The sequence below is a fragment of the Alteromonas sp. IB21 genome (assembly GCF_016405965.1).
Lineage (GTDB): Bacteria > Pseudomonadota > Gammaproteobacteria > Enterobacterales > Alteromonadaceae > Alteromonas.
In genome coordinates this window covers 34,624-59,399 of the sequence record NZ_JAEFCD010000007.1, presented here as the reverse complement: position 1 = coordinate 59,399, position 24,776 = coordinate 34,624, and the positions used below count along the sequence as shown (strand labels likewise).

At 44.5% G+C, this 24,776-nt stretch carries 26 protein-coding genes; 14 read left to right on the top strand and 12 right to left on the bottom strand.

The genetic code is table 11. The features are described 5' to 3' along the window. Positions 1-8: 8 nt before the first annotated feature. The 4 genes from JC525_RS06760 (at position 9) to JC525_RS06745 (ending at position 2,327) form a co-directional block, all read left to right on the top strand. Complete coding sequence (locus JC525_RS06760; protein ID WP_198815143.1) at positions 9-221, top strand: hypothetical protein; 213 nt, start codon at positions 9-11, stop codon at positions 219-221. A gap of 113 nt (positions 222-334) precedes the next feature. After that, positions 335-1,306, top strand: a complete 972-nt coding sequence (locus JC525_RS06755) for an ATP-grasp domain-containing protein (protein ID WP_198815142.1) — start codon at positions 335-337, stop codon at positions 1,304-1,306. Positions 1,307-1,521: 215 nt separating this feature from the next. Beyond that, positions 1,522-1,851 (top strand): type II toxin-antitoxin system PrlF family antitoxin, encoded by a 330-nt coding sequence (locus tag JC525_RS06750; RefSeq protein WP_198815141.1) that lies wholly within the window; start codon positions 1,522-1,524, stop codon positions 1,849-1,851. A 2-nt stretch (positions 1,852-1,853) separates the two neighbouring features. Continuing rightward, positions 1,854-2,327, top strand: a complete 474-nt coding sequence (locus JC525_RS06745; protein WP_198815140.1) for a type II toxin-antitoxin system YhaV family toxin — start codon at positions 1,854-1,856, stop codon at positions 2,325-2,327. Between the two features lie 399 nt (positions 2,328-2,726). Here the strand turns inward: JC525_RS06745 and hslU are convergent, their stop codons facing one another. Both hslU and hslV read right to left on the bottom strand, forming a co-directional pair. Beyond that, on the bottom strand, positions 2,727-4,055 hold the full coding sequence (gene hslU, locus JC525_RS06740) for an HslU--HslV peptidase ATPase subunit (protein WP_198815139.1): 1,329 nt from the start codon (positions 4,053-4,055) through the stop codon (positions 2,727-2,729). Between the two features lie 82 nt (positions 4,056-4,137). Continuing rightward, complete coding sequence (gene hslV / locus JC525_RS06735) at positions 4,138-4,662, bottom strand: ATP-dependent protease subunit HslV (protein ID WP_014950969.1); 525 nt, start codon at positions 4,660-4,662, stop codon at positions 4,138-4,140. A gap of 259 nt (positions 4,663-4,921) precedes the next feature. On the opposite strand from hslV, the gene JC525_RS06730 reads away from it, so the two are divergent. Further along, entirely contained in the window at positions 4,922-5,602 is a 681-nt protein-coding gene (locus tag JC525_RS06730; protein ID WP_198815138.1) for a DUF4386 family protein, read from the top strand. 66 nt (positions 5,603-5,668) lie between these two features. Here JC525_RS06730 and JC525_RS06725 read toward each other — a convergent pair whose 3' ends face one another. Together JC525_RS06725 and priA are read right to left on the bottom strand one after the other, a co-directional pair. Further along, a complete protein-coding gene (locus tag JC525_RS06725; RefSeq protein WP_198815137.1) occupies positions 5,669-6,247 on the bottom strand; it encodes an SPOR domain-containing protein in 579 nt (192 codons plus the stop codon). Between the two features lie 148 nt (positions 6,248-6,395). Continuing rightward, complete coding sequence (gene priA / locus JC525_RS06720) at positions 6,396-8,585, bottom strand: primosomal protein N' (RefSeq protein ID WP_198815136.1); 2,190 nt, start codon at positions 8,583-8,585, stop codon at positions 6,396-6,398. Between the two features lie 352 nt (positions 8,586-8,937). On the opposite strand from priA, the gene rpmE reads away from it, so the two are divergent. Then, a complete protein-coding gene (rpmE, locus tag JC525_RS06715; protein WP_014950975.1) occupies positions 8,938-9,150 on the top strand; it encodes a 50S ribosomal protein L31 in 213 nt (70 codons plus the stop codon). Between the two features lie 165 nt (positions 9,151-9,315). On the opposite strand, the gene JC525_RS06710 is transcribed toward rpmE, so the two are convergent. Then, on the bottom strand, positions 9,316-9,633 hold the full coding sequence (locus JC525_RS06710) for a hypothetical protein (protein WP_198815135.1): 318 nt from the start codon (positions 9,631-9,633) through the stop codon (positions 9,316-9,318). Between the two features lie 579 nt (positions 9,634-10,212). Between JC525_RS06710 and JC525_RS06705 the strand changes: the two genes are divergently transcribed. Further along, complete coding sequence (locus JC525_RS06705; protein ID WP_198815134.1) at positions 10,213-11,448, top strand: malic enzyme-like NAD(P)-binding protein; 1,236 nt, start codon at positions 10,213-10,215, stop codon at positions 11,446-11,448. Between the two features lie 158 nt (positions 11,449-11,606). On the opposite strand, the gene metJ is transcribed toward JC525_RS06705, so the two are convergent. Continuing rightward, a complete protein-coding gene (metJ, locus tag JC525_RS06700; protein WP_105932194.1) occupies positions 11,607-11,939 on the bottom strand; it encodes a met regulon transcriptional regulator MetJ in 333 nt (110 codons plus the stop codon). A 160-nt stretch (positions 11,940-12,099) separates the two neighbouring features. Between metJ and metF the strand changes: the two genes are divergently transcribed. Both metF and JC525_RS06690 read left to right on the top strand, forming a co-directional pair. Beyond that, positions 12,100-12,987 (top strand): methylenetetrahydrofolate reductase, encoded by an 888-nt coding sequence (gene metF / locus JC525_RS06695; RefSeq protein ID WP_105932193.1) that lies wholly within the window; start codon positions 12,100-12,102, stop codon positions 12,985-12,987. Between the two features lie 221 nt (positions 12,988-13,208). After that, on the top strand, positions 13,209-14,093 hold the full coding sequence (locus JC525_RS06690; RefSeq protein WP_198815133.1) for a virulence factor BrkB family protein: 885 nt from the start codon (positions 13,209-13,211) through the stop codon (positions 14,091-14,093). A gap of 105 nt (positions 14,094-14,198) precedes the next feature. Here JC525_RS06690 and JC525_RS06685 read toward each other — a convergent pair whose 3' ends face one another. Both JC525_RS06685 and JC525_RS06680 read right to left on the bottom strand, forming a co-directional pair. Continuing rightward, a complete protein-coding gene (locus JC525_RS06685; protein ID WP_198815132.1) occupies positions 14,199-14,837 on the bottom strand; it encodes a DUF2959 domain-containing protein in 639 nt (212 codons plus the stop codon). Beyond that, the gene (locus JC525_RS06680; RefSeq protein WP_105932190.1) at positions 14,834-15,076 is read right to left on the bottom strand and encodes a hypothetical protein; all 243 of its coding nucleotides are present in this window, start codon (positions 15,074-15,076) and stop codon (positions 14,834-14,836) included. The genes JC525_RS06685 and JC525_RS06680 overlap by 4 nt, the downstream gene beginning before the upstream one ends. Positions 15,077-15,264: 188 nt before the next feature. Between JC525_RS06680 and pip the strand changes: the two genes are divergently transcribed. The 3 genes from pip to JC525_RS06665 all read left to right on the top strand — a co-directional run bounded on the left by pip (position 15,265) and on the right by JC525_RS06665 (position 17,709). Further along, positions 15,265-16,242: a prolyl aminopeptidase gene (pip, locus tag JC525_RS06675; protein WP_198815131.1), complete on the top strand. Its 978-nt coding sequence runs from the start codon at positions 15,265-15,267 to the stop codon at positions 16,240-16,242. Next, positions 16,239-16,676 (top strand): D-aminoacyl-tRNA deacylase, encoded by a 438-nt coding sequence (dtd, locus tag JC525_RS06670; protein ID WP_198815130.1) that lies wholly within the window; start codon positions 16,239-16,241, stop codon positions 16,674-16,676. Before pip ends, dtd begins: the two co-directional genes overlap by 4 nt. Before the next feature lie 118 nt (positions 16,677-16,794). Beyond that, positions 16,795-17,709: a bifunctional GNAT family N-acetyltransferase/hotdog fold thioesterase gene (locus JC525_RS06665; RefSeq protein ID WP_198815129.1), complete on the top strand. Its 915-nt coding sequence runs from the start codon at positions 16,795-16,797 to the stop codon at positions 17,707-17,709. Positions 17,710-17,808: 99 nt separating this feature from the next. Here JC525_RS06665 and rpoH read toward each other — a convergent pair whose 3' ends face one another. Then, positions 17,809-18,663, bottom strand: coding sequence for an RNA polymerase sigma factor RpoH (gene rpoH, locus JC525_RS06660; protein ID WP_105932186.1), 855 nt, complete (start codon positions 18,661-18,663; stop codon positions 17,809-17,811). Positions 18,664-19,260: 597 nt separating this feature from the next. Here rpoH and JC525_RS06655 point away from each other — a divergent pair. Continuing rightward, the gene (locus JC525_RS06655; RefSeq protein WP_198815128.1) at positions 19,261-20,487 is read left to right on the top strand and encodes an EAL and HDOD domain-containing protein; all 1,227 of its coding nucleotides are present in this window, start codon (positions 19,261-19,263) and stop codon (positions 20,485-20,487) included. 154 nt (positions 20,488-20,641) lie between these two features. Then, positions 20,642-21,880 carry an EAL and HDOD domain-containing protein gene (locus tag JC525_RS06650; protein ID WP_198815127.1) on the top strand — a complete coding sequence of 413 codons (1,239 nt, stop codon included), beginning with the start codon at positions 20,642-20,644 and terminating at the stop codon, positions 21,878-21,880. A gap of 27 nt (positions 21,881-21,907) precedes the next feature. Here JC525_RS06650 and ftsX read toward each other — a convergent pair whose 3' ends face one another. The 3 genes from ftsX to ftsY all read right to left on the bottom strand — a co-directional run. After that, positions 21,908-22,888, bottom strand: a complete 981-nt coding sequence (ftsX, locus tag JC525_RS06645; protein ID WP_198815126.1) for a permease-like cell division protein FtsX — start codon at positions 22,886-22,888, stop codon at positions 21,908-21,910. Continuing rightward, positions 22,885-23,598, bottom strand: a complete 714-nt coding sequence (gene ftsE / locus JC525_RS06640) for a cell division ATP-binding protein FtsE (protein WP_198815125.1) — start codon at positions 23,596-23,598, stop codon at positions 22,885-22,887. The genes ftsX and ftsE overlap by 4 nt, the downstream gene beginning before the upstream one ends. Positions 23,599-23,624: 26 nt before the next feature. Continuing rightward, a partial coding sequence (gene ftsY / locus JC525_RS06635) for a signal recognition particle-docking protein FtsY (protein ID WP_233095033.1) occupies positions 23,625-24,776 on the bottom strand: 1,152 nt, incomplete at its 5' end.

The following is a 24,776-nucleotide window of genomic DNA, read 5'->3' as shown; positions in this document are numbered from 1 at the left end:
CGTAAACTATGAAAAACCATCAACATCAACTCAGTCATAAACAGCTTACAGCGGGACATCCTGTGCAACTTGCAGAAGACCAGCTTTTTGAAGTATCTGGAGGCTTGCGAGCACGATTGATTGAAAGCCCTCCCGTAATAGTTCCTGAGCCTAAAGAGCCCGTCTACATTACCTTAGCCATTGGAGAGGGCGGCGGCAAACTTCCGGATATTTTGTCTTAATCCCTCACTCTACATGCTTCAACAACATATGTATGCCTTGAGCGGTATATGTGCATGCATGTGTTGTTTTTATTATTTGTCATTGATTATGTTTACTCAAGCAAGGAGCACGGATGCACGTCGCATTATTAGGAAGTGAACAAGACCCCCAAATTCAGCATATCGCACAGGCCTTACGTCAACGTGATATACCTTTTTATATTGCCAATACACGTTATTTTGGCACGACCTGGACCATCAGTTACGACCCTGATTTTGATGACGGATTAATTCATTTCAGTTCATCGTCGCTATGTGACCAGCCTAGAGTGACCTTTTCAAATACCAAAGCTGCCTACTGGCATGAATACCTGCCGGGCGAGTTACCAGACGAGGGGGTCAAAGATGCAACTTTAGATGGCAAAGCACAGGATAAACGCGCTCGCGCGGCTGAGCATTACGGCTGGACCGAGCAGGAACGCGCCAGCACTTTGCTTTGCTGGTTCAGTTATGCTGACATTAAGTGGGTCAACCCTATCGACGCTGTCCGAAGCCACCAGTGCAAACCTTATCAATCGCGTATTGCTGGCAAACTAGGTGCACATATTCCCTACACCTTTGTAGGCAATGCGCCTGAAGTCGCCACGCAGTTTTGCAATAATATGCGCGAGGTTATCTATAAGCCTGTACGCGGCGGAAGAACTGCACAATTCGTGAATAAACAACCCAATATGCGCCCTTTACTCAACACATTACTCAGTGAACGCCCTGTTACCTTTCAAAAATACATTGCCGGCGTAAATATACGAAGCTATGTGCTGGGCAATGACGTGCTCAGCGTACAAATTGACTCTAGTGAATTAGATTACAGGAACGACGATAATGCCAGTGTATCGGTGACCATAATCCCCAACGACGTTCAGCAGTTAGCTGTCAAAATATGCAAAGCATTAGGTATGCACTGGTGCGCGATAGACTGGCGCAAAAGTGCGAAAGGAAAGTACTTTTTTTTAGAAGCCAACCCCAGCCCTTATTTTTTGAAAGTTGAAAACGATACTGGCTTGGATGTTACCGAAAAGCTAGTGGCATTACTGGCGAAGACTTGACTAATAAATGAAATGAGCCCTTAGTAGATTAGAGTCTGAGCTTAAGTTAGGTGATAAAAGTCAACGAATTTAGGCGACTGTCCACCTTGTACTTTTACAACCTTTAATTAATTTAACGCATTTTATAACCTGTCACCGCAAAGTAATGCATTTGCATTACCTGTTATACCGTACTAAAATCAAGGCTTGCAAACCCGCAATACTTAGAGGTCGTCATGCCACGCGTTGCTTTAGAAACTGAATCAACACTTACAGAACGTTTTCAAACCACAGTGCCTAGTTCTGTCCGTAAAGCATTATGTTTGGGTAAGAAAGACAAAATTAAATATGCCATTCAGTCTGATGGTAGCGTTGTTATATCCCGATTAGAAGCGCAAGAGAGCGATCCTATTATTGGCGAATTTCTATCATTTATTGCGCATGATATTCAGGCCCATCCAGAAAAAATCGAGCCCTTATCAGAAAGCATGCGTTTAAGCGTTAACGCATTGGTAGATGGTGTCGAAATTGATCTCGATGCTCCTTTGTTGGATGAGGACGTATAAGTTTGCAGAAAACGATACCAGCTGTTGTAAACGGATGGACACTATACGCTCACCCATTATTTATAGAGCAGTATCTCAATCTCAAATCGCAGGTTGAAGCTTTACGGGAAAAAGATCCGAAGAATTACACTAAGAAAAATGCAGCTAAGCGTTTAGCTGCTATTCAAAGACTCACCTTTGAACTAATTCCGCATGATCCTACTCACGCTGACTTTCGCCAAGGAAACACGTTAGGTGATGACAATAAGCATTGGTTCCGTGCAAAGTTTTTCCAGCAATATCGCCTTTTTTTCCGCTACCATCTTGAGTCTAAGGTTATCGTATATGCATGGGTAAATGACGAGAAAAACAAACGTGCATATGGAAGTAAGACGGATGCTTACAGAGTTTTTGAAAAAATGGTGAAATCTGGTCATCCACCAAAAGAATGGGAAGATCTTTTGAAAGCTGCCCAAAATACATTACCCCCTCTGTAAGCCGTCTGCTTTGTTCTTTTACAGAGTAATCTGGTTTATATTCTAAGGTTAGTCAGATATTGGCATGAAACCTTACCTACCAATAAGAGTGAACAGTGGGAATGCAGGAATGGCTGTTCCCTTTCAAATTCCCAGAATGAAGCTAGGAACCTTGCCAGACCTTCCCGAAGGGCGAGTTTAAAATGTCCGTACTCTTTGTTGTGTCACCTTGATGTAGAACCACTATACCTGCGGTAACACGCCGCGATTACGAACATTTTAACTCTCGCTGAGTGGGTAATTATCTATGCGGACTGGTATTATCAGCTCGGTGAAATGGTTTGCACATTAAAAGAGGTTATAAAGTCTCCCCTTTAATTGGGATACCAACTAACGGGGAAACTTCTAATTAGCGTTAAACTACAAAATAAAGCGCGACAGATCTTCGTTATCCACTAAGGTTTCTAGATGGCTGTTAACGTAGTCTGCATCAATTAAAAACGACTCACCGCTTTTTTCTGAAGCGTCAAACGAGATATCTTCCATAAGGCGCTCAAGCACGGTGTGCAAACGGCGGGCACCAATGTTTTCAGTGCGCTCATTCACCTGCCATGCCGCTTCTGCAATACGCTGTATACCCGAATCATCGAATGTAATATCAACACCCTCGGTTTTCATTAGCGCAATGTACTGATGCGTTAACGACGCACTTGGCTCGGTAAGAATGCGTTTAAAGTCATCGACTTTAAGCGCCGATAGCTCAACGCGAATAGGTAGACGACCCTGAAGCTCTGGAATAAGGTCCGACGGCTTGCTCATTTGGAATGCGCCTGAGGTAATAAACAAGATATGGTCAGTTTTCACCATGCCGTGCTTAGTTGATACCGTTGAGCCTTCCACAAGCGGGAGCAGGTCACGCTGAACACCTTCGCGAGAAACGTCTGCAGATGAGTTACCTTCGCGCTTACAAATTTTGTCAATTTCGTCGATAAACACGATACCGTGCTGCTCTACCGACTCAATGGCCTTTTCTTTCAAGTCTTCTTGATTAACAAGGCGAGCCGCCTCTTCTTCAATAAGCAACTTGAACGCTTCTTTAATTTTCAGCTTTTTCTTTTTCTTCTGCGAACCCGACAAGTTTTGGAACATGCCTTGAAGCTGGTTGGTCATTTCTTCCATACCTGGAGGCGCCATAATTTCTACGCCCACCTGCGGAAGTGCCACATCAATTTCAATTTCTTTGTCGTCTAGATCGCCCTGGCGAAGCTTTTTACGAAATGCTTGACGTGTGCCGCGATCTTCAACGTTTTCTTTATTGCCCCATGCATCTTCTGGTGGAGGCAATAAAACGTCTAAAATTCGCTCTTCCGCTGCTTCTTCTGCACGGAATTTCACTTTTTTCATTTCGTTTTCTTTCGTCATCTTCACCGCAATATCGGCAAGATCACGAATGATAGTCTCTACTTCTTTACCTACATAGCCCACTTCGGTGAACTTTGTTGCTTCAACTTTGATAAAAGGCGCGTTAGCAAGCTTTGCTAAACGGCGAGCGATCTCAGTTTTACCCACACCCGTAGGGCCAATCATCAAAATATTTTTAGGCGTTACTTCTTGACGCAGCTCTGGTTCAAGCTGCATACGACGCCAGCGATTTCGAAGTGCAATAGATACAGCACGCTTGGCATCTTGTTGACCGATAATATGGCGGTCTAACTCGTGAACAATTTCTCTTGGTGTCATTTCAGACATGAATAAACCCTTATCTAACAAGTACTCGCTATGCCAGTTTCAAAGCTGTGGCTGCGAGCCGCTAACAGCGTTACGCTATTACTTAGTAATCCAGTACATCAACCGTTTGGCTATGGTTAGTGAACACGCAAATATCACCTGCAATGGTCAATGCTTTTTCCGCGATTTCTTTTGCGCTTAGCTCTGTATTTTCAAGCAGTGCAGTAGCCGCGGCTTGTGCGTAGTTACCACCTGAACCAATAGCGATAAGATCTTGTTCAGGCTGCACAACATCACCGTTACCGGTGATGATAAACGATGCAGTTTCGTCTGCTACGGCAAGCAGGGCCTCTAGTTTGCGAAGCGCCCTGTCAGTTCGCCAGTCTTTGGCGAGCTCTACCGCCGCCTTGGTTAAATGACCTTGGTGAGCTTCAAGCTTTGCTTCAAAGCGTTCAAAAAGCGTAAATGCGTCGGCTGTGCCACCAGCAAAGCCCGCTAAAATCTTGTCGTGGTACAAACGGCGCACTTTGCGCGCATTACCTTTCATTACGGTGTTGCCCAGCGATACCTGTCCATCACCGGCCATTACCACTTGATTCCCACGTCGTACAGATACAATCGTTGTCACGTTAATTCCCCGTTTATCTGGGCGCTGCCGCGTTTTTAGTTTAGCAAAGGCAGCAGCGTTCAAATTCAATTACAAGTAGATGGGGGAAGGCTTTTTAATTTCAAGGGTAAGACAAAAGACAAGTGGCGAATTTCAGAGGCAATGTAGAGCGTCTTGATTCTTCTGCGATAGTGACAACTGTTGTTACAAATCATAGTTGCCGCTAGACAAATTCTATCGCGTAATAACGTTTGATTATAAACTTCTCTAGGGTTGTATCATGCCACTACAGCGTGCTGGCGGCATAGCCGCAATAGTTTGTGCCCTGACCTATCTATTTGGATTTGTTCTTTTTATCGGTCTCATTGAACCGCCAACCGATTCATCCGACGTGGCTCATCTGCACTTACTCATCGCTCAACGCGATACATTTTTTGTGGGCTTCATCGTTATTGGAATTGTGTTTAGCTTGAGTTTACTTTTACTCAACCAGTCATTGTTAAGCGTTTATAAAAATGTCTGTCCTCATGTTGCTCGTTACAACAGCACACTAGGCAATATATGGGCTATGTTTGTTCTTGCTAGTACATTCATCTTTCTGACGAGCCTGCCATTTCTTGCTAATTACGCCATTGCGAATGAAGAAAACGCAGTAGTGGTATTGAAGAGTGTTGAAATCGTCGTGGATGCACTTGGCGGTGGCATAGAGCTGCTTGGCGCGATTTGGGTTTTGTTTATCAGCTACATGGGTATAAAGCGTGGTCTGTTCGCAAAACTATTGCATGGTTTAGGCGTAATCGTTGGTGTAGCGGGAATATTAACGCTTTTTACGGGTCTTTCTTTTTTATCTGACATTAGCCTCTTTGAGGCAGCCACTGCAATCTTTGGATTGGGTCAGATAGTATGGTTTGTCCTTCTAGGTATCAACCTGATACGACACCATGAAGAAGGCGCTCATTAGAGCGCCCATTGTATTCCGTAATACGTCTATTTGCAGACGTAATGTGTCATTGACGTGTCGCGATATTTACAAATTCCAGTACCAAATTTGGCATGTAGCAATATTTACTTTACGTAGACTGTGCTTCGCTTTTTCCGCATCTCGTTTAGACTCGTAAGGACCTAAAATGACGCGGAACCATTCGCCATTGCTGCCAGAGCTCTGTTTGATCAAAGCTTCTAAACCTTGGAACGCAATTTTAGCCTTCATCTCTTCGGCCTGAGCACGTGTTCTAAACGAGGCGCACTGCATTAAATAGCGCTTATCGGATTTTTCCTGCTCTTTTACTTCTACTTCAACTTCATACCCTGGCAGGGTTTTTATGTATTCCCACTCTTCTTCGGGCAATTCAGGCAATGACTCTTCCGTTGGTGCAATGGGGCGCGATACTTGTGTATCTACATCTTCTTCAACGTTATCTTTGATTGACCACAAAAACACTCCGAAGCCAATCACAAGGGCAAATACACCTACAAGTCGAATGATAGGGAGTTTAGCGGCTACCGCCCCGTTCATCTGAGCGTTTCCAGCAGGCTTTCGACCTTTTGCTGAAGACTTCTTTTTTTGGGTAGAGCGTCCACGAGAGACATAATCACGTTGGGCCATAGTTGGCTATATTCCTACTTGTTATCGTTGTTCGTATTCGTAAGGAAACGTCGTAGTTCAAATTTGGCTAAGGTTCAAATTTGGCTAAAGAAAGTGCTTACCACACCTTCCATTAAGCAGAAATTTTAACGTATTGCATCGCAACAAGCTAACTGAAATCGGTAGGATCAATATCTATCGACCATCTTACTTTCATTGCTTGGGGTAATGCCTGTAAAAATGGCAGTGCTAAACGTAGCGCATTGTGAAGCGGCCCACGCTTTTGATGACTGCAAACCAGCATAAATCGAAATCTGCCTTGTCGCTTTTCAATCAAACAAGGGAACGGACCGTTTATTTCAACGGCGTGCTGTTGATTAAACACCTGTTTGCATTCTCGCAAGAAGTGATAAGCCAAGCTGCTGTCGCTAGCTTCAGCACGAACAACAAATTGACTCGTAAAGGGAGGAAGCCCTGCCGCTTTTCGCTCCATAAGTGCATGCCTGGCAAAATGCCCATAGCCATTGTGCACCAAGTCTTGTAACAGCGGATGTTGAGGATTTAGGGTTTGCAGCCACATTTCACCCGGTTTACTTGCGCGCCCTGCCCTTCCCGCAAGCTGCGTAACAAGCTGAGCAAGCTTTTCTGGCGCTCTAAAATCAGCACTAAACAAAGCGCCATCGCAGTCTAAAACCGCGACTAATGTCACATGTGGAAAATGATGGCCTTTTGACAAAATCTGAGTGCCGACCAAAAGCTGATACTCTTGCCGGTTTATTGCATCAAGAGTTTGGTGAAGCTTGTCTTTTCCCCGCACGGTGTCGCTATCGATGCGCACTTGTTTAACGCCAGGAAATAGGTTTGAAAGGCCTTGTTCAACCTGCTCTGTTCCAGTTCCTGCTGTTACAAGCTCAGGATGGTGACACGCCTCGCAGTTCGACGGCATCGAACGCATACCGCCGCAGTGGTGACATTGTAATCGGTTTTGCGCTTTATGAACGGTATACGGGCGATCACAGCGTTTGCACATTACGGTTTCACCGCAGTGATGACAAAGCAGTGCTGGCGCATAGCCCCTGCGATTCACAAATACCAATACCTGATTACCTGCGCTTATGTGTTGACGCATGATGGTTAACAGGCCTTGCGAAATACCATAATGAATCGGTTGATCCCGGGCATCTAAAACGTGCTGGTGAGTACTTCTCGCTCCACCAGCGCGCTTGGTCAACTGCAAGTGCGCATAGCGACCAGTTAATGCGTTATTTAGCGTTTCAAGCGCGGGAGTGGCGCTGCCTAATAAAAGAGGAATATTGTGCTGCTTAGCGCGCATGGCCGCAAGATCTCGCGCGTGATAACGCAAGCCATCTTGCTGCTTGAACGACTCATCATGCTCTTCATCCACAATCAACATGCCGGGGTTATTTAGCGGAGTAAAAATGGCCGAACGTGTACCTATGATGATACCGAGTTCACCAGCCTTGGCTCGCTGCCACACGTGCAGTCGATCTTTATCAGAAAGTTGAGAATGTAAAACACCCACTGTTATGGCGAATCGCTTTTCAAACCGAGATACGGTCTGTGGCGTTAAGCCAATTTCAGGCACGAGTATAAGCACTTGTTTCCCTTCGCGCAGTAAAGGCTCAATAGCTTGCAGATATACTTCTGTTTTACCGCTTCCAGTCACCCCCTCCAATAAGCTCACTGCGAACTTGCCGTGCTGACGATTTAGCGCCGCGATAGCGACCGATTGCTCGGTAGCGGGAACCGGTTTTTCAGAAAGCGCTAAAGTAGAGAGCCAACCACCCACTTTCAATTCTGGTGTGACTTCTTCTATTTTAACAAGAGACTTTTCTATCAAGGATTTAACTGCAGGGGCACCAAATTGTTTACGTGCTTGCGACGCGGGTATGTCACAGCTTGATAAAGCAGTAAAACATGCCTTCTGTTTAGGCGCGCGGGACAAAGTATCAGCGGCAGTAGTTTTACCTTCATTGGTTAGCCTCAGCATATCCTGAGGGACAGGCGATGCGGACTCGCCTTTACGCAATAAGACCGGCAGCATAGCGTGTAATACTTCACCCGGCGCATGGTGATAATACTGCCACAGCCACTGTGCCATTTTCAGCAGTACATCATCAATAATGGGGTCATCATCTAATACTGATTCGATGGCCTTAAGCTTGTTGCTATTTTCAATTTCGTTTTGTGATTTCTGTAGCGTTTCAACGACTACGCCCACCAGTTTGCGTGGGCCAAAAGGCACAACTACTCGCACACCCGCACTGAGTGCGTTATCGTGGGTATATGTGAAAAGTTGGCGCAGTGGCACAGGCACGGCAACTTGGATAAAGGCCATTGCGAACGTTCTACCTTATTTGAATACTCTCACAGCGCTCATTGAGACTGCTTGTGTAGCGAACATACACTATTAAGTGGTACTAGCTGTACGTTAGCCCTGAAAGCTAAATATTTAAACATACTTTACTGTTAAGCATAAAAGGAATGTTTTTTTGGTTAGCGTTCTTGTGCAGCGCCCTTGTTTAGCAAGTAATCAAAAACCGCTTGATCAAGCCCCTCCCATCCTTTATTATACGCCGCTCTTTTTGCGATAGGCTGTTCTTTGAACGACTTATCATTTGAATTAAGTAACGTATGGTGTGCGACTTCGGGTTGTATAGCGATACGGCCTTATTATGTGAGGTAACCCAATGAAACAAGATATCCACCCTAAATACGAAGAAATCACAGCAACTTGCTCATGTGGTAACGTAATGAACATTCGTTCTACGCTTGGTAAAGACATCAACCTAGACGTATGTTCTTCATGTCACCCTTTCTACACTGGTAAGCAACGTAACGTTGATACTGGTGGTCGTGTTGACCGCTTCAAGAAGCGTTTCGGTGCATTGGGCAAAAAGTAAGCCTGATATCGAGTTCGAAAAAGCGCCTCCATGGCGCTTTTTTATTGCTCAAATTACGTCTATTTTGCTCGTATAAATGCATTCACGCTCACGGTTCCCACATTTTATGTACTTGTGATAAAGCGAAAGCGGGTACAGTAGGTACATAGTTCGTTCACTTGCATATTAATGAAAACGAGTTCGTTTCGACAAATATTGTTCCCAGTCCCCATTACTACTTTTGTTACACGCCTCTTCACTTTCAAAATCAATGACACGTGCCACCGACTTAACTGAGTCTAAAGCAATATTCACTTGGTTGATGAACCAGGTATCCCATCCGCTACTTAGCGCTTTTTTTCTGTCGTGCTCAGTCTTGAACACAGCCACTACCTGTGGCGTTCTCCAATGGCCGTTATGAGTTAACCAAACAAAGCCATTATCCTCCTGCTTCGCCGTCTCACAAACCTCGGTAAGAACGGTGATTAATTTTCTTTCTGTCATTTATTAGCTCTCAGTGCCACATTCGCATACATTCTTTGAGTCATGTTAACAGACAACCTGGACGCTTAAAGAAGACTTATGGCTTTCACGATGGATAATCGGGAATACTTGGATACCGTTAAGATGACCGCGCTTCTAAGTCGCATTCACCAAAGCCATGTTAAAACACCAACGTATACAATAGATCAACCGAATGAAATGAGACATCAAAATAAATAATATGAATGACAATTATAGCGGTATTTTACTGGTCTAATTAGTACGCCTCACCTACATTGGTAAATGAGAATTCTGATCAGATATGTACACAGTGATTGGCTGTGTTAGAGTTGCCAACGGCCCAACAATAGTGAGTATTAATACTGTGAATAACAGCTCATATTAGCCTGTTGGCGCTTTTTGGTACGATACAAATCGTTCAGTACTAACTCTGGCGCTAGCAATTAACTTTAAGACGTTTTTTAACTGCTTGGTTGCATTGCGCTCACGTTAATTTATCTATACCGACAACAATAATAAAATAGCGACAGAACGTGGGCAAAACACCGATGAACCCTACATTCAAGGATACCATTTTACATGTCAGATTTTAGACAACGCGCACTTGATTACCACGCTAAGCCCACCCCGGGAAAAATCCGCGTAGAGCTGTCCAAACCGGCCGATAGTGTCGATGATCTTGCCTTAGCCTACAGCCCCGGTGTAGCAGAGCCTGTAAGAGAAATAGCTGAAGATGCAGACAACGCCTATAAATATACGGGTAAAGGTAACCTCGTTGCTGTTATTAGTAATGGCACCGCTATTTTAGGCTTGGGTAATCTTGGCCCGCTGGCATCTAAACCGGTAATGGAAGGTAAAGCCCTACTGTTCAAGCGCTTTGCTGGGATTGATGCTATCGACATTGAAGTAAAGCATCGCACTACAGAAGAGTTTATTAATACTGTGGCCAACATTGCTGACACCTTCGGTGGAATTAACTTGGAAGATATTAAAGCGCCAGAGTGTTTTGAAATTGAGCAAGAACTCATCAAGCGTTGCAAAATCCCGGTGTTTCATGACGATCAGCACGGTACAGCTATTGTAACCGCAGCAGGTATGCTTAACGCACTGGAGATTCAGGGTAAAAATATCGAGAGCGCTAAAATTGTATGTATGGGTGCAGGGGCAGCCGCGGTCGCATGTATGGAGCTGCTTATTAAATGTGGTGCTCAGCGCGAGCGTATCTACATGCTAGACAGAAAAGGCGTTATTCATACCCGCCGCGAAGATTTAACCGAACACAAAAAGCTCTTTGCGAACAATACGGATAAACGGACGCTAGAAGACGTAATGGAAGGTGCAGATATTTTTGTTGGCGTATCAGGTCCAGATGTTTTGCCACCAGAAACACTGGCGCTAATGGCTGAAAACCCGATAGTATTTGCCTGTTCAAACCCAGATCCCGAGATAAAACCAGAACTGGCTCATGAAGTACGCAAGGACCTTATCATGGCCACAGGTCGCTCTGACTATCCGAATCAGGTGAATAATGTTTTATGCTTCCCGTTTATTTTCCGAGGCGCATTGGATGTTCGCGCAACGGCAATTAACGATGAAATGAAAGTGGCGGCCGTAGAAGCCCTTCGCAGTATTACCAAAGAGCCTGTTCCCGAGGAAGTATTAGCGGCAAGCAAAAGCGACAGCTTGACGTTTGGAAAAGAGTACATTATTCCGAAGCCGATGGACCCTCGCCTTTGTGAACGCATTGCAACTGCGGTTTCTAAAGCAGCAATAGCGTCTGGTGTGGCACGTTTGCCTGAGAGCGCAAGCGAATAAAAATATAAACTTTTGCTAAGGTTGCTAAGCGCAGGTTTTAGCTTCTCAACACAGGCTGTAAATTGCTGATATAACACGCAGCAAAAAGCGGCGCCTTTATTGCGAAATCATTTCACAGTAAGGGCGCCGCTTTTTATATTTTAATTAGAAGGTAACGATTAGTCGTCTTCGGTTACGTTGTTCTCGAAACTTGGGTCAATCCCCATCTCTTCCATAATACGTCTAGCTTCTGCCGGGACACGATTAGGATTGTCTTTACGCAAGTCATCATCGTTTGGCAACGGCTGCCCAGTAAACGCATGTAAAAACGCTTCGCAAAGTAACTCCGAATTAGTCGCGTGACGCAAATTGTTTATTTGACGGCGGGTGCGCTCATCAGTCAGTGCTTTGAGTACATTAATCGGGATAGAGACAGTGACTTTCTTTACTTGTTCGCTTTTTTTGCCATGCTCTGCGTAGGGGTGAATATATTTGCCATTCCATTCTGCCATTATGCTAACTCGGTCTACTCTTTTTATATTATGAACAGAAATTCTAAACAAGTTCACGAAAAGGTCAATTGAGCAGTGTAAACCTCTTGACGTCTAGACATATATTCTTTAATTTAGACGTCTAAACGTCCATAAGAACATACTTTTGAGAGAATAAACCATGGTTTCGTACGCACAAGGTATCGATGCATTAAACCAGTCCCTGTCGGAACTGCGTGATATTGATGTATCTTTTGAATTTTTTCCGCCTAAAACGGAAGCCATGGAGCAAACCCTGTGGAAGTCGGTTGAACGTCTAGCACCGCTAAAGCCTAGCTATATGTCGGTGACTTACGGTGCAAATAGCGGTGAGCGAGACAGAACGCACGATGTAGTTAAGCGTATTCAACAGCAAACCGGAGTAGCCGCAGTGCCCCATTTAACCTGCGTTGATGCCAGCCGCGATGAACTTAAACAAATTGCCAAAGACTACTGGGATTCAGGTATTCGCCGTATTGTTGCGCTTCGAGGCGATTTACCGCCAGGGGTAGAAAAAACAGAAATGTATGCCTCTGACTTAGTTGCACTTTTGAAAGACGTTGCCGATTTTGATATTTCTGTTGCTGCTTACCCTGAGAAGCACCCCGAAGCGCCTAATGCCCAATTCGACTTGCTCAATCTTAAACGCAAAGCAGAGGCCGGCGCGACTGAGGCCATCACACAGTTTTTCTTCGATACGAGTGTCTTTTTGCGGTTCAGAGACCGCGCAGCCGCCGCTGGCGTAGATTTAGATTTAGTACCGGGTATTTTGCCCGTCACCAACTATCAAACTTTGGTAAAATTCGCAGGCTTCACGAACGTACACGTGCCTGGCTGGCTACACAAAATGTTTGATGGCCTCGATGCTGATGACCAAGCTACTCGTAACCTTATTGGTGCGAACATTGCCATGGATCAGGTTAAAGTGCTGGCTAAAGAAGGGGTAAAACACTTCCACTTCTATACATTGAACCGCAGTGAACTCAGCTATGCTATCTGTCACATGCTGGGTGTGCGTTCAGGTGCGTAAAACCGATGCGCATAGATAGTCACCTTGAGTGGACGAAACATTCAGACGAGAAGGCGCAGCTAATGCGCCTTTTTTGTATAAAGTTTATATTAAACTTTTGCCAGCGAGGCTGCCCCCAGTTACCATCTCAAATAACAAGTCATGAACTATCGATACCCATGGGTTTCAAAATGGAGCCCCAACATACTCTATCTTTATAAGGTATCGTCAGGAGAAGTTGAGTGGATTTAGACAAGGTTAAAACCTTATATAACAATGTTACCCCTCAGATGAGAGATCTTTTCAGCATTTTCATAAAACGCTGCAAAGAAGATAATATAACTATCTCTGCAGGACATTTGGCTTATGTAACTTTGTTATCTTTGGTGCCGTTTATTATGGTGACCTTTACCATCATGTCTGCGTTTCCCGCTTTTGCGTCTGTGCGAAGTAAACTTGAGCACTTTGTTTTTAGCAATTTCGTACCGACTGCCAGCGATGTAGTCCACAAATACATGACCGACTTTGTAGGAAATGCCTCTCAAATGAGCGCCATTGGTATTTTGTCGCTTTTAGTCGTTGCGCTCATGCTCATCTCAAACGTAGACAAAACGCTTAATAGAATTTGGCGCACACAAAGTGACAGGCCCATCGTGTATACCTTCGCTATATATTGGATGGTAATCACCCTTGGCCCCATGCTTATTGGCTCAAGCGTGGTAGTTAGTTCGTATTTAACCGGTCTCGCGGCATTTACCGAAGAATACACACCAGGGCTAGGAACGTTTTTATTAAGTCTCGTGCCTAGCGGCGCTGCCCTCCTGGCTTTTGCAATTTTGTACATGGTTGTCCCAAACAGACGAGTTTATGCGCGACATGCTTTTGTGGGCGCTATTGTTGCCACTATCGCTTTTGAGATAACGAAGTCTGGCTTTGCACTCTACGTCACAAACTTTCCATCCTATGAGCTCATTTACGGCGCGCTAGCGGTGGTTCCCATTCTCTTTTTGTGGGTATATCTATCATGGATAATCGTGTTATTTGGCGCAGAGTTCACCTGCAGTTTAGGTGAAGCCTTTGAAAACAAGAAAGCAGAGAACGCGCCTCGCAAAGTTCCAACAGAGTAGCAAACATGTTTTCAACACGTTAAAACAAACACAAGGCGATGAGCAGTGCGCCTTGGTTGCAAAAAAGGGAGCTATTGCTCCCTCTTTTCAATTCACTGCTAACAGCTAATTCTTCATTGATGCAATAAAAGCATCAGACTCTGCTATAGCCGAGTTCATTTGACCTATGAGCTGTGCAACGTTGTTTTCAATCGTAGAAAGTTCACCTTGAAGTGCGCCAATCGCACTGGCATTTAGGTTGTGCTTTAAGTACAACACATTGTCTTGCAGTGCGCTGAGCACAGGGGGCATTTTACTTTCTGCTTTACGCATCGCTTTCATAAGTGAGGTATAGCGACGCTGTGTTTCACGAAGCTTTGCTGAGCTATCACGCTTAAGCGAAGCATTTTCGTATTTTTCTAGCTCTTCTGACCATTCATCGAACAAGGCTTCAGCCACACTCTCTACCTTGTTAATACGCGCAGTTACCTCTTCTGAGGCAGCGACACTGTCTTCGTACTGACTGTTAAGGCTATCATAGACGTCTTCTAGCTCACCGCCATCAAATGCAACAGCTGCGCTAAACGCTTCAAGGGCTGAACTAAACTGCTCTTGCGCGTCTTCCTGAGACTCTTTTGCGTTTTCTACGCGGTCAACTAAAATGTCGCGCTTTTCAACGCCAACCTTTTCCCAAGCTGCATAATAAGCAGACTGACACCCACTCAGGGCGAGCATAGCAACCAATGCCGATGCAATTAACTTCATGCGGTGACTCCACCTCTAAAACGCGCTGCGCTGATAATACTGATTAGATGTAAGATGGCACCTAATGGCCAAAACACAATAGCAAGCACAACCGTTGCTGCTAGCGCATAGCAAACGCCAACTGCCACAAAGTAAAACAAGGCCCCTAAAATTCGACCTTGAACCAAATGACCTAAACCAGGAATAAAAAAATTACAAATTGCGGCGATTACATTACCGCCCGAACCTTGACCCGCCATATAAACATCCTCGCATTTATGACTATAATATGATTAGCTAGCACGTAATGACATTTGTCCTATAGTATACACTTTGTGTTTAACACTTAATATCTAAGCAAAAACAGCGTTGAAGCAGTCAGCACGCAAACGTTTGTATAACAATAAACTAAACTAAAACAGGCACTCACACAACGCGCAGAAACAAAATGAAACGACTTTACCCCGATGTTACCTGCTATGAGAATGGATTTATCGAAGTAGGAAATGGGCACTCGCTTTACTTTGAACAAAGTGGCAACCCAGACGGTATCCCCGTACTCTTTATCCACGGTGGCCCTGGCGCCGGCTTACCACCTAATTATAAATGCTTCTTCGACAGTAATAAGTTTCGCATAATTGGCTATGAGCAAAGAGGCTGTGGTCGCTCGACACCTATTGCAGATACGCTTAACAACGACACATGGTTAAATGTTGAAGATATTGAGGCTTTACGAACACACCTTCACGTGCCAAAACTCCTCTTGTTTGGCGGCTCTTGGGGCTCTACGTTAGCCTTGCTGTATGCGCTCAAATACACCGCTCATGTGACGGGGCTTATTCTTCGCGGCGTTTTTCTTGCAAGGCAAGAAGATAGAGACTGGTTTTTATCACCTTCCGGTTGCGCAGCCCAATTGTTTCCCGAACACTATCGAAGATTTATCAAAGATGTCCCGACGCCCGTCACGTCAAAAGCCGTTTGTGACTTTTACAGTGCAATGGTTCGTTCAAGTAATGATGTGCTTCGTCACGCCGCGCTTAAACGATGGTATCAGTGGGAAGAGCGTCTTTCACGTCTTTCACTGCCACCAGGCGTTGGTGACTCCACCACCCACTACCCTATGCATCTGGTTACCTGCTTGGCCACACTGGAATGCCATTTCCTTTCCAACAAATGCTTTTTAGAAGAAAACTATATACTTGAAAACATTAGTAAAATAAGCCATATTCCCGGCACAATCATCCACGGTCGTTACGATATGATTTGTAAAACGGAAGCGGCGGAAACTCTCCATAAAGCATGGTCACAAAGCCAGTTACAAATCATACCCGATGCAGGGCACAGTACGTCAGAGCCAAGCATAGGCTATGCACTCTGCCGCGCGACCCGCGATATGTCGCGTTTTATTCAGGAGTCATCTAAGTGATAGGGTTAATCCAACGAGTATCAGAGGCTAATGTAACTGTAGCTGGTGAAGTGATTGGCGAAATTGGTAACGGCATGCTGGTGCTGTTAGGCGTTGAAAAAAAAGATGGTGACGAAGAAATTGAAAAGCTTGCTAATAAACTGTGTCGCTATCGCATGTTCAATGATGAAGATGGGAAAATGAACCTTAATATTGAGCAAGTAGGCGGTGAGTTCTTAGTCGTATCCCAGTTTACTCTCGTAGCAGATACACAAAAGGGCAACAGACCCGGTTTTTCACGTGGCGCGCCTCCCGAGCATGGTGAAGCCATTTACAAAAAGTTTGTTAATACGCTTAAAAATAAAGGCATGACCGTGGCCACGGGCGAATTTGGGGCAGATATGCAGGTTGGTCTTATTAACGACGGGCCCGTCACTTTTCAATTCAACGTATAGTAATACGGTAACTAAACACAGGTACTGGTCTCCTTATTCTGCTCATACAATTAAACTTGTACCGTTCGTATTCTTACGTTTAAATACTCTTTCATTTTTTTAATAAGGCCGGTTTATTGTGTATAAGGTAGTGACGCCAAAAAGCGATGCCGAATTTGAAGCCTATTTTCATTTTCGGTGGGAACACCTGCGCCAGCCGTGGAACTTCCCTCCAGGTTCAGAGAAAGACGAATATGAACAAGTCGCAGAGCACCGTATTATTACCAACCGCACTGGAGAGGTCGTTGCCTGTGGTCGTGTACATTTAAATACGGCTGAAGAAGCACAAATCAGACACATTGCCGTTCATCCAAAACATCTGCGGAAAGGGTTGGGCCAAATGATGATGGCAGCGCTTGAAAACGTGGCAAAAGATCTTGGCGCAGAGCGGGCTGTCACAAACAGCCGCGAAATTTCGATCGATTTTTTCAGCGCCTGTGGTTTTGAAATAGAACGAGAAGCGCCCAACGAACTCGGCATGTTAAAGCGCCAGCAGATGGTGAAAAAGTTTACCGAAAATAATACGTTAGTGCTTCATCCTAAGTGGTGCAAAACACTTCAAGAAACATGGTCGGAAACGATCCCTATTACTGAACATATGGGTATCAAGCTTTATCAATACACCGGGCGCACACTTGAAACCCGCGCATCGCTAAATAAAAATATTAATATTCACGGCACTATGTTCGCAGGCAGTATATTCTCGTTAGCCACACTTACGGGATGGGGAATGATTTACCTGCAGCTCAAAGAGCGTGGGTTAGATGGGGATATTGTCTTGGGCGATGGTGACATTCACTACCACAAACCTATTACTATGAAGCCAAGGGCAATCTGCAATATCGAAACCCTATCGGGAAAATTCAAACCTTTAGAGAATGATAATAAAGCGCGCTTTGAGTTGAGCGTTGCCATATTAGATGGAGATTCGCCGGTTGCAGAGTTTGAGGGGGTATTTTACGTACTTCCTGTTGCTAAAGATGAAGAAAAGTAAGGCTGTATGTTTTAACTTTTTTTACCTCATAAAAAAGCGCCTCAAAAGGCGCTTTTTCAATTCGTGTCTATCAAACGTTTAGGCTGATTACGTTTGCTACTACGCAACCATGGCCGCTTGTAGTTTCTTCATCGCATTTTTTTCAATTTGGCGAACACGCTCTGCAGACACCTGATATTTATCAGCCAAGTCTTGTAGCGTAATTTTGTTGTCTGCTAACCAACGCGTCTCGATGATATCTTGACTACGCTCGTCTAGCGTTTTTATCGCTGAATACAGTCGCTTACTTGCCGCTGTATCCCAGTCATTATTAATGACATCAGTTTCAACATCAGAAGACTTATCTTCCAAAAATTGAACCGGCGCAAAATTACCCGTCTCATCTTCGTCTGCAGTTAAGTCAAACGCTTGATCTTGGCTGCTCATACGCGCTTCCATTTGAAGCACTTCTTTTGTGCTAACGCCAAGCTCATCTGCTACGGTTTGTACTTCAGCATGAGTAAACCAACCTAGACGTTTTTTCGCCTTACGTAGGTTAAAGAACAATTTACGCTGCGCTTTTGTAGTCGCAACCTTCACTATTCTCCAATTTTTAAGTACAAACTCATGAATTTCTGCTTTGATCCAATGTACCGCGAAAGAAACCAAACGCACACCCACTGTTGGGTCGAAGCGCTTAACGGCTTTCATCAGACCGATGTTACCTTCTTGAATTAAGTCGGCTTGTGGTAAGCCATAACCTGAGTAAGATTTTGCAATGTGCACTACAAAACGAAGGTGTGACATTACTAGCTTTCGAGCGGCTTGTAAGTCTTCGTCTTCGCGAAGGCGCACTGCCAACTCACGCTCTTCCTCAGCGCTAAGCATATCAATGCTGCTTACAGCTTGGATGTAGCCTTCAATGCTACCGCTGTGTGGCACTGACAGGGCCATAGATTGCAAATTGTTGCTCATTGTTCACCTCATTTATTGCCGCTTCATATTAACAAAGTAACCGAAGCTGCGCGAGACCTAATTAAGATATGAAGTTTTACCGATGTGTAGGTATGGTGGCACTTCCTACAATATCAAGACCTAGATTATTAAAAAAAGTTCAAATTAACGTTCTGAATACCGCTTCACACTAAACGGCTGGCGAGTAATATTAAATTAACTGCTGGCCAAAGCAATAATCGAAGTAAATGAACAATACTAAACGAAGCAGTCACACCTGTTTGACTGCAGTTAGTCTGAATCGTCAGTAAACTATCATAGTATTATACGTTAATTACCAAATATAGACGCAAAGCTAATCTCAGTGATATGAAATTCGACGCTTAATGATCTATTCGCAGCGTAACGCTGAATCAATAACGTTTTCTTTTACTAAAGCTGTTCGTATCATATCTCTTGCTTTTCCTTTTGAAAACTGAAGATAATAGGTTGGATTAATCGATTTTGCACTACAACTGCTGCAACGCATTTTCCAGATAATGTGCCAATAAACGGACGTAAAGCTCAAAGGGAAATACTAAGCAAAGAAGTAAGGCAAGTGAAGCAAAGAGGACCTTGATGTTTGCTTACGTCGCTAGACAGCCCATATTCGATGTAAACCGAGAAGTATACGCTTACGAACTACTTTTTCGTATTGGCGAAGAAAATTGCTTTCCTGACATCCCGCCCGATGAAGCCACCTCGAAGATACTGACCTCAACCCACTTGAGCTTAGGTATTGAAGAGATTACCGGGGACAAAAAAGCGTTTATTAACTTTCACCGCGATACCCTTATGTTTCGCTTTCCTACCTCTTTAGATGCGAATAAGGTTGTCATTGAGATTGTAGAAACGGTTGAAGTAGACGACGCGCTAGTTTCTGCGTGCAAGCACATTCGTGGACTGGGCTACCCTATCGCCCTAGATGATTACGACATGAAAGGGAAATGGGAAGCGTTTATCCCCTTTACCAGCATTGTAAAAATCGACATTACCGAAATTGCTCACAATGAAATCCCAACGTTAGTGGAACGTTTCAAATCTAAGAACATTAAACTCGTCGCTGAAAAAATTGAGACTTACGAAGAGTTTAATCAGTTCAAAGCCATGGGCTTCGACTATTTTCAGGTTTACTTTTTAGCAAAGCCCGAGATTGTTAAACACAGAAAGCTAGGCCCAAGTAGTCTTACCATGATGGAGTTACTCGCGCTGAGTAGCCAAGCAAAGTTGAACTTTGATGAAGTAAACAAAATTATTGAGCGCGATCCCTCCCTCACGTATTTACTTTTGCGCTTTATCAACAACCCTATGGTAAACAAGCGGCATAAAATTACTTCTCTTAAGCACGCGTTAACATTTATGGGTGAAATTGAAGTGAAGAAGTTTATTTCGCTGCTCGCGCTTGCCAATTTAAATGATGGTCAACCGACTGAGCTACTGCAGATGGCTCTAGTTCGCGCTAAATTTTGCGAGCTAGTATTTTCTCAGCTAAAAGATTCAGATAATCCGCTTAAAGGATTTCTTACTGGTCTGTTGTCCTTGCTAGACGCCATGATGGAACAGCGTATAGATGACTTAGTTAGTAAAGTGCCAATTAGTGACGATGTTAAAAATGCCCTTTGCGGTGGCGCGGGTATGCTTAGAAATTGCTTAACGTTGGCGCAGTTGTTCGAACGTGCAAAGTGGACGGGCATACAACAATTTGCCGCGAAATACGATATCAGCCAAAGCCTTCTTCACAGCTATTATAACGAAGCAATAAAGTGGGCTAAACATATCCATCAATCAGCGTTGGGCGATAGCTAAATGATTCGCCTTAGGCGATAGTTGATAATTAATGATTGAATAGTTGTTACATTACGAATACATATCATAGACTAGAAAGTGACTAAACGTCTGTTCGGTCAAAATTAGAATTAAAGTTAACAACGATGTCAGTTCATTTCAGCAGGAAGAAATTATGTTCGCGTTTATAGCTCGACAGCCCATTTTAGATAAAAGCAAAAGCGTATTTGCCTACGAACTTTTGTTCAGAGATGGTAAAGCGGGCGCTTATCCGGAACATAAGGAAGAAAAAGCAAAGTTTATATCTGAACATTTTCACCCTTTAGGCCTTGATGATATTAGCGGCGAGAAAACATCATTTATTTCTTTTTCTTCTGATACGCTCATTTCTCGCTTTCCCACAACGTTGAATCCAGAATCTGTTGTTGTTGAGCTCGCCGATCCAACCGACACATCCAGCGGACTATTTGAAGCGTGCCAGCATATAAAGCAACTGGGGTTCAAGTTGGCAATAGACGACCCCATGATGGTGGCATCAAAACACGATATATTTCCTCTTATCGACATCGTCAAAGTTGATGTTTCGAAGGCCCGTTTTGAAACCATCGAGAAACATATTCCACGCTATCACGATGCAAATGTTCAGTTAGTGGCTGAGCAAGTTGACACCCAAGACAATTTCTCAACATGTCTCGACTTAGGGTTCGATTTTTTTCAAGGGTACTTTTTCTCTCAGCCAGAAGCGCGAATTTTGAAGCAATTACCTGCGTCGAAAATGAACATTGTCGATTTGATGGGTGAAAGTTCGAACAACAGCTTTGACATTGATCGTATTAGCCAGATTATTGAGCGCGATGCCACGCTAAGTTTTTTACTACTGAAATTTATTAATAACCCTACCATCAACAAGCGCTATAAGATTACCTCGCTCAGGCACGCCCTCAATTATATGGGTGAAGTGGAGATTAAGAAATTTATTGCCTTATTAAGCTTGACGAATTTAGGCGACGACAAGCCACTTGAAATCATTCATATGTCACTGGTTCGCGCCAAATTTTTTGATCTTCTGGCAGAGCGCCGAGGAATGAAAAATAATCCACCTATAGCCTTCTTAGTCGGCTTGTTCTCGCTGCTTGAAGGGCTGCTTGACCAATCCATGACTGACATAGTGAAGCAACTGCCGCTTTCAGAAGAAGTGAACGATGCCTTACTCGGTAAAAACGTTGAAATTGCTAGCTATATGACCCTGGTCCGTGCTTTTGAAAGTGCGCTTTGGATGAACGTAATAAAGCAAGCGAAACTACTTAATATCGACCAGAAGCAGCTTCACATGCTTTATAACCAAGCAATTGTATGGGGGAACGGGGTTCGTAGTGCAGTCACATCCCATTACCCGAGGGCAATAGCACAGTAGCTATTTTTTATTTAGCACAGTGGCTATTTATTTGGGCTCTATTTCTCTCACATGCCGCTGAACTGAGATGAGTGAGCCCAGTAAACCCAAAAGCACAGATAACCCCAGCATAGTCAGTAATGCGGTTCCCGTTAGACCAGTAATATTAAATTCTTTTTGATACATAGCCGCGAAGGTAGTGATACTGCTGTCCATCCACCACAATATTATTATTACAGCGAACCAAGCCATGAGACCGCCTAGCAGGCCATACCAAAACCCAGTATATAAAAATGGGCGGTGAATGAATGCGTCGGTGGCCCCTACCAGCTTCATCACCACAATTTCGTCGTATTTGTTGAGTATATTGAGGCGGATGGTGTTGCCGATAATGAGCACGACTGCAATGAAAAGCAGAAGCCCAATTAACGTAACAAGGTCTCGGGCGATATCAATCACTGCATAGAGTCGCTCTAACCACTCAATATCAAGCTTACCAATATCTACCTCTCGCTGCTGGCGAAGCTTGTCTAACAACGCTTTTGCAGCGGTTGGCGATGCATATTTTTCAGCTGGCGTGACGAGTACTACATCGGGCAGAGGATTTTTCTCTAGGTAAGCAATCGCATCACCTAGCCCTGATAAGTGCTGAAACTCTTTAAACGCGTCATCAGCAGGAATGTAGACAACACTGTCTATTTCAGGCCATGTATTTAGCCTAGCCACCAATTGCTGTGAACTAGCGGCACTCATAGTGGGTTTCAAGAATAGCGAAATTTCCGAAGCCTGATCCCAGCCTGCGGTTATTTTTTCCGTATTTTTAACCATGATATAAAGGGTACTAGGTAAGGTTATACTTAGACCCAATACACCTATGGTCATTAGTGATGCTAGCGGTTGGCGCCAAAGCTCGCCAAGGCTCGATAACGCTTGACGCACGTGGCTAACGAAGAACATGACGATAGATTGAAGAAAGCCCACCTTAGCTGACGATGCGCCCTTCGCTCGCCCTTTGAATAATATACTCACGACCAAGCTCCTTCACCGCTACCCGCTGCGCCATCATCAAGACCGTCAGTCAGGCCATCGGTTATCATTTGTCCATTTTTGAGCGTTAATGTGCGGTATCGCATTCGGGCAATAAGGCCTAGATCGTGGGTAGCAATTAACACTGACACACCTGCCTGATTAAAGTCCTCAAAGAGACGAATAATTTCCATGGACAATTTGGGGTCAAGGTTTCCCGTTGGCTCATCGGCAAGAAGTAAGGGAGGTTTATTGACAACAGCGCGAGCTATCCCTACGCGCTGTTGTTCCCCACCTGATAGGGTGATAGGTAAACAACGAGTTTTGTCTCTAAGTCCTACCATCTCAAGAGCTGCTTCAACGCGCTTGCGTATTTCTTTGTGGGTATACCCCTCAATGACTAAAGGCAAAGCCACATTGTCAAAAACTGACTTATCCATCAACAATTGATGGCTCTGAAAAATCATCCCAATGTCTCGGCGAATATAGGCAATATCTCGGCGAGTGATAGCATTAAGGTCGTGGCCGTTGATGAGAACGCGCCCCACCGTTGGGCGCTCCATAAGACTTATAAGTTTGAGCAGCGTACTTTTCCCTGCGCCGGAGTGCCCGGTTAAAAAGGCCATTTCGCCTGGCGCAATATGAAAGTTCACTTTGCTAAGCGCGCGCTGACCGCCCGGATAGGTTTTGCTTACCTGCTCAAACTTTATCATTCTTTTTCCCTAACGCTTTACTGGCTTTAGCTTTCCGGTGTTTCCATTTCGCTAAACAGTGCATCAATAAATTCTTGTCCGTCGAACTGGCGCAAATCGTCGATGCTCTCACCCACTCCGATATACCTGATAGGAATATTAAATTTATCCGCAATAGAGAAGATAACGCCACCCTTAGCAGTACCGTCTAACTTAGTTAGAGTAATACCCGTCAAGCCTACCGCTTCGTTAAACAACTTGGCTTGGCTAATGGCGTTTTGACCGGTACCCGCATCTAACGTAAGCATAACTTCGTGAGGCGCGTTTGGATTAATCTTTTTCATTACGCGAACCACTTTCTTAAGCTCTTCCATCAAGTTATTTTTATTCTGCAAGCGCCCTGCTGTATCTGCAATTAATATATCGGTACCGCGAGATTTAGCAGCCTCAAGCGCGTCATAAAGAACCGATGCACTGTCAGCACCTGTGTGCTGCGCAATAACCGGGATATCGTTACGCTCACCCCATACTTGAAGTTGCTCAACCGCTGCCGCTCTGAACGTGTCACCTGCAGCAAGCATGACCTTTTTACCGTCCTGCTGGAACTGCTTAGCCAGTTTTCCAATGGTGGTGGTTTTACCCACACCGTTTACCCCGACCATTAAAATAACAAAAGGGCCTTCACTGGCATCATGGGCCTTCATTACATCAGGTAAGGGCTGATTGACTTGTGACAACATGCCTGACATCTGTTGCTTCATTATCTCTAACAAGGCTTCCGCGTCTTTGAGATCTTTTCGAGAGGCACTGTCGGTAAGATGATTTATGATCTTCTGGGTCGTGTCCATACCCACATCTGCCACTAAAAGCTGCGTTTCAAGATCTTCATAAAGCTCGTCATCTATCGCCTTACCTTTGAATAGGCTAACAATCCCGCTGCCTAAATTTTCTTTCGTGCGCGATAAACTTTCCTTTAGGCGGGCAAAAAGGGATTTCTTTTCTTTTGGCTTGTTTTCCGCCTCGGCTTTAGCGCGAGCCTCTTCTTCGGCTTGCGCCTTGGCTTGTGCCTCTGCCTCGGCTTTAGCGCGCGCTTCTTCTTCCGCTTGCGCCTTCGCTTGGGCTTCCGCCTCGGCTTTAGCGCGTGCTTCTTCTTCCGCTTGCGCCTTCGCTTGGGCTTCCGCCTCGGCTTTAGCGCGTGC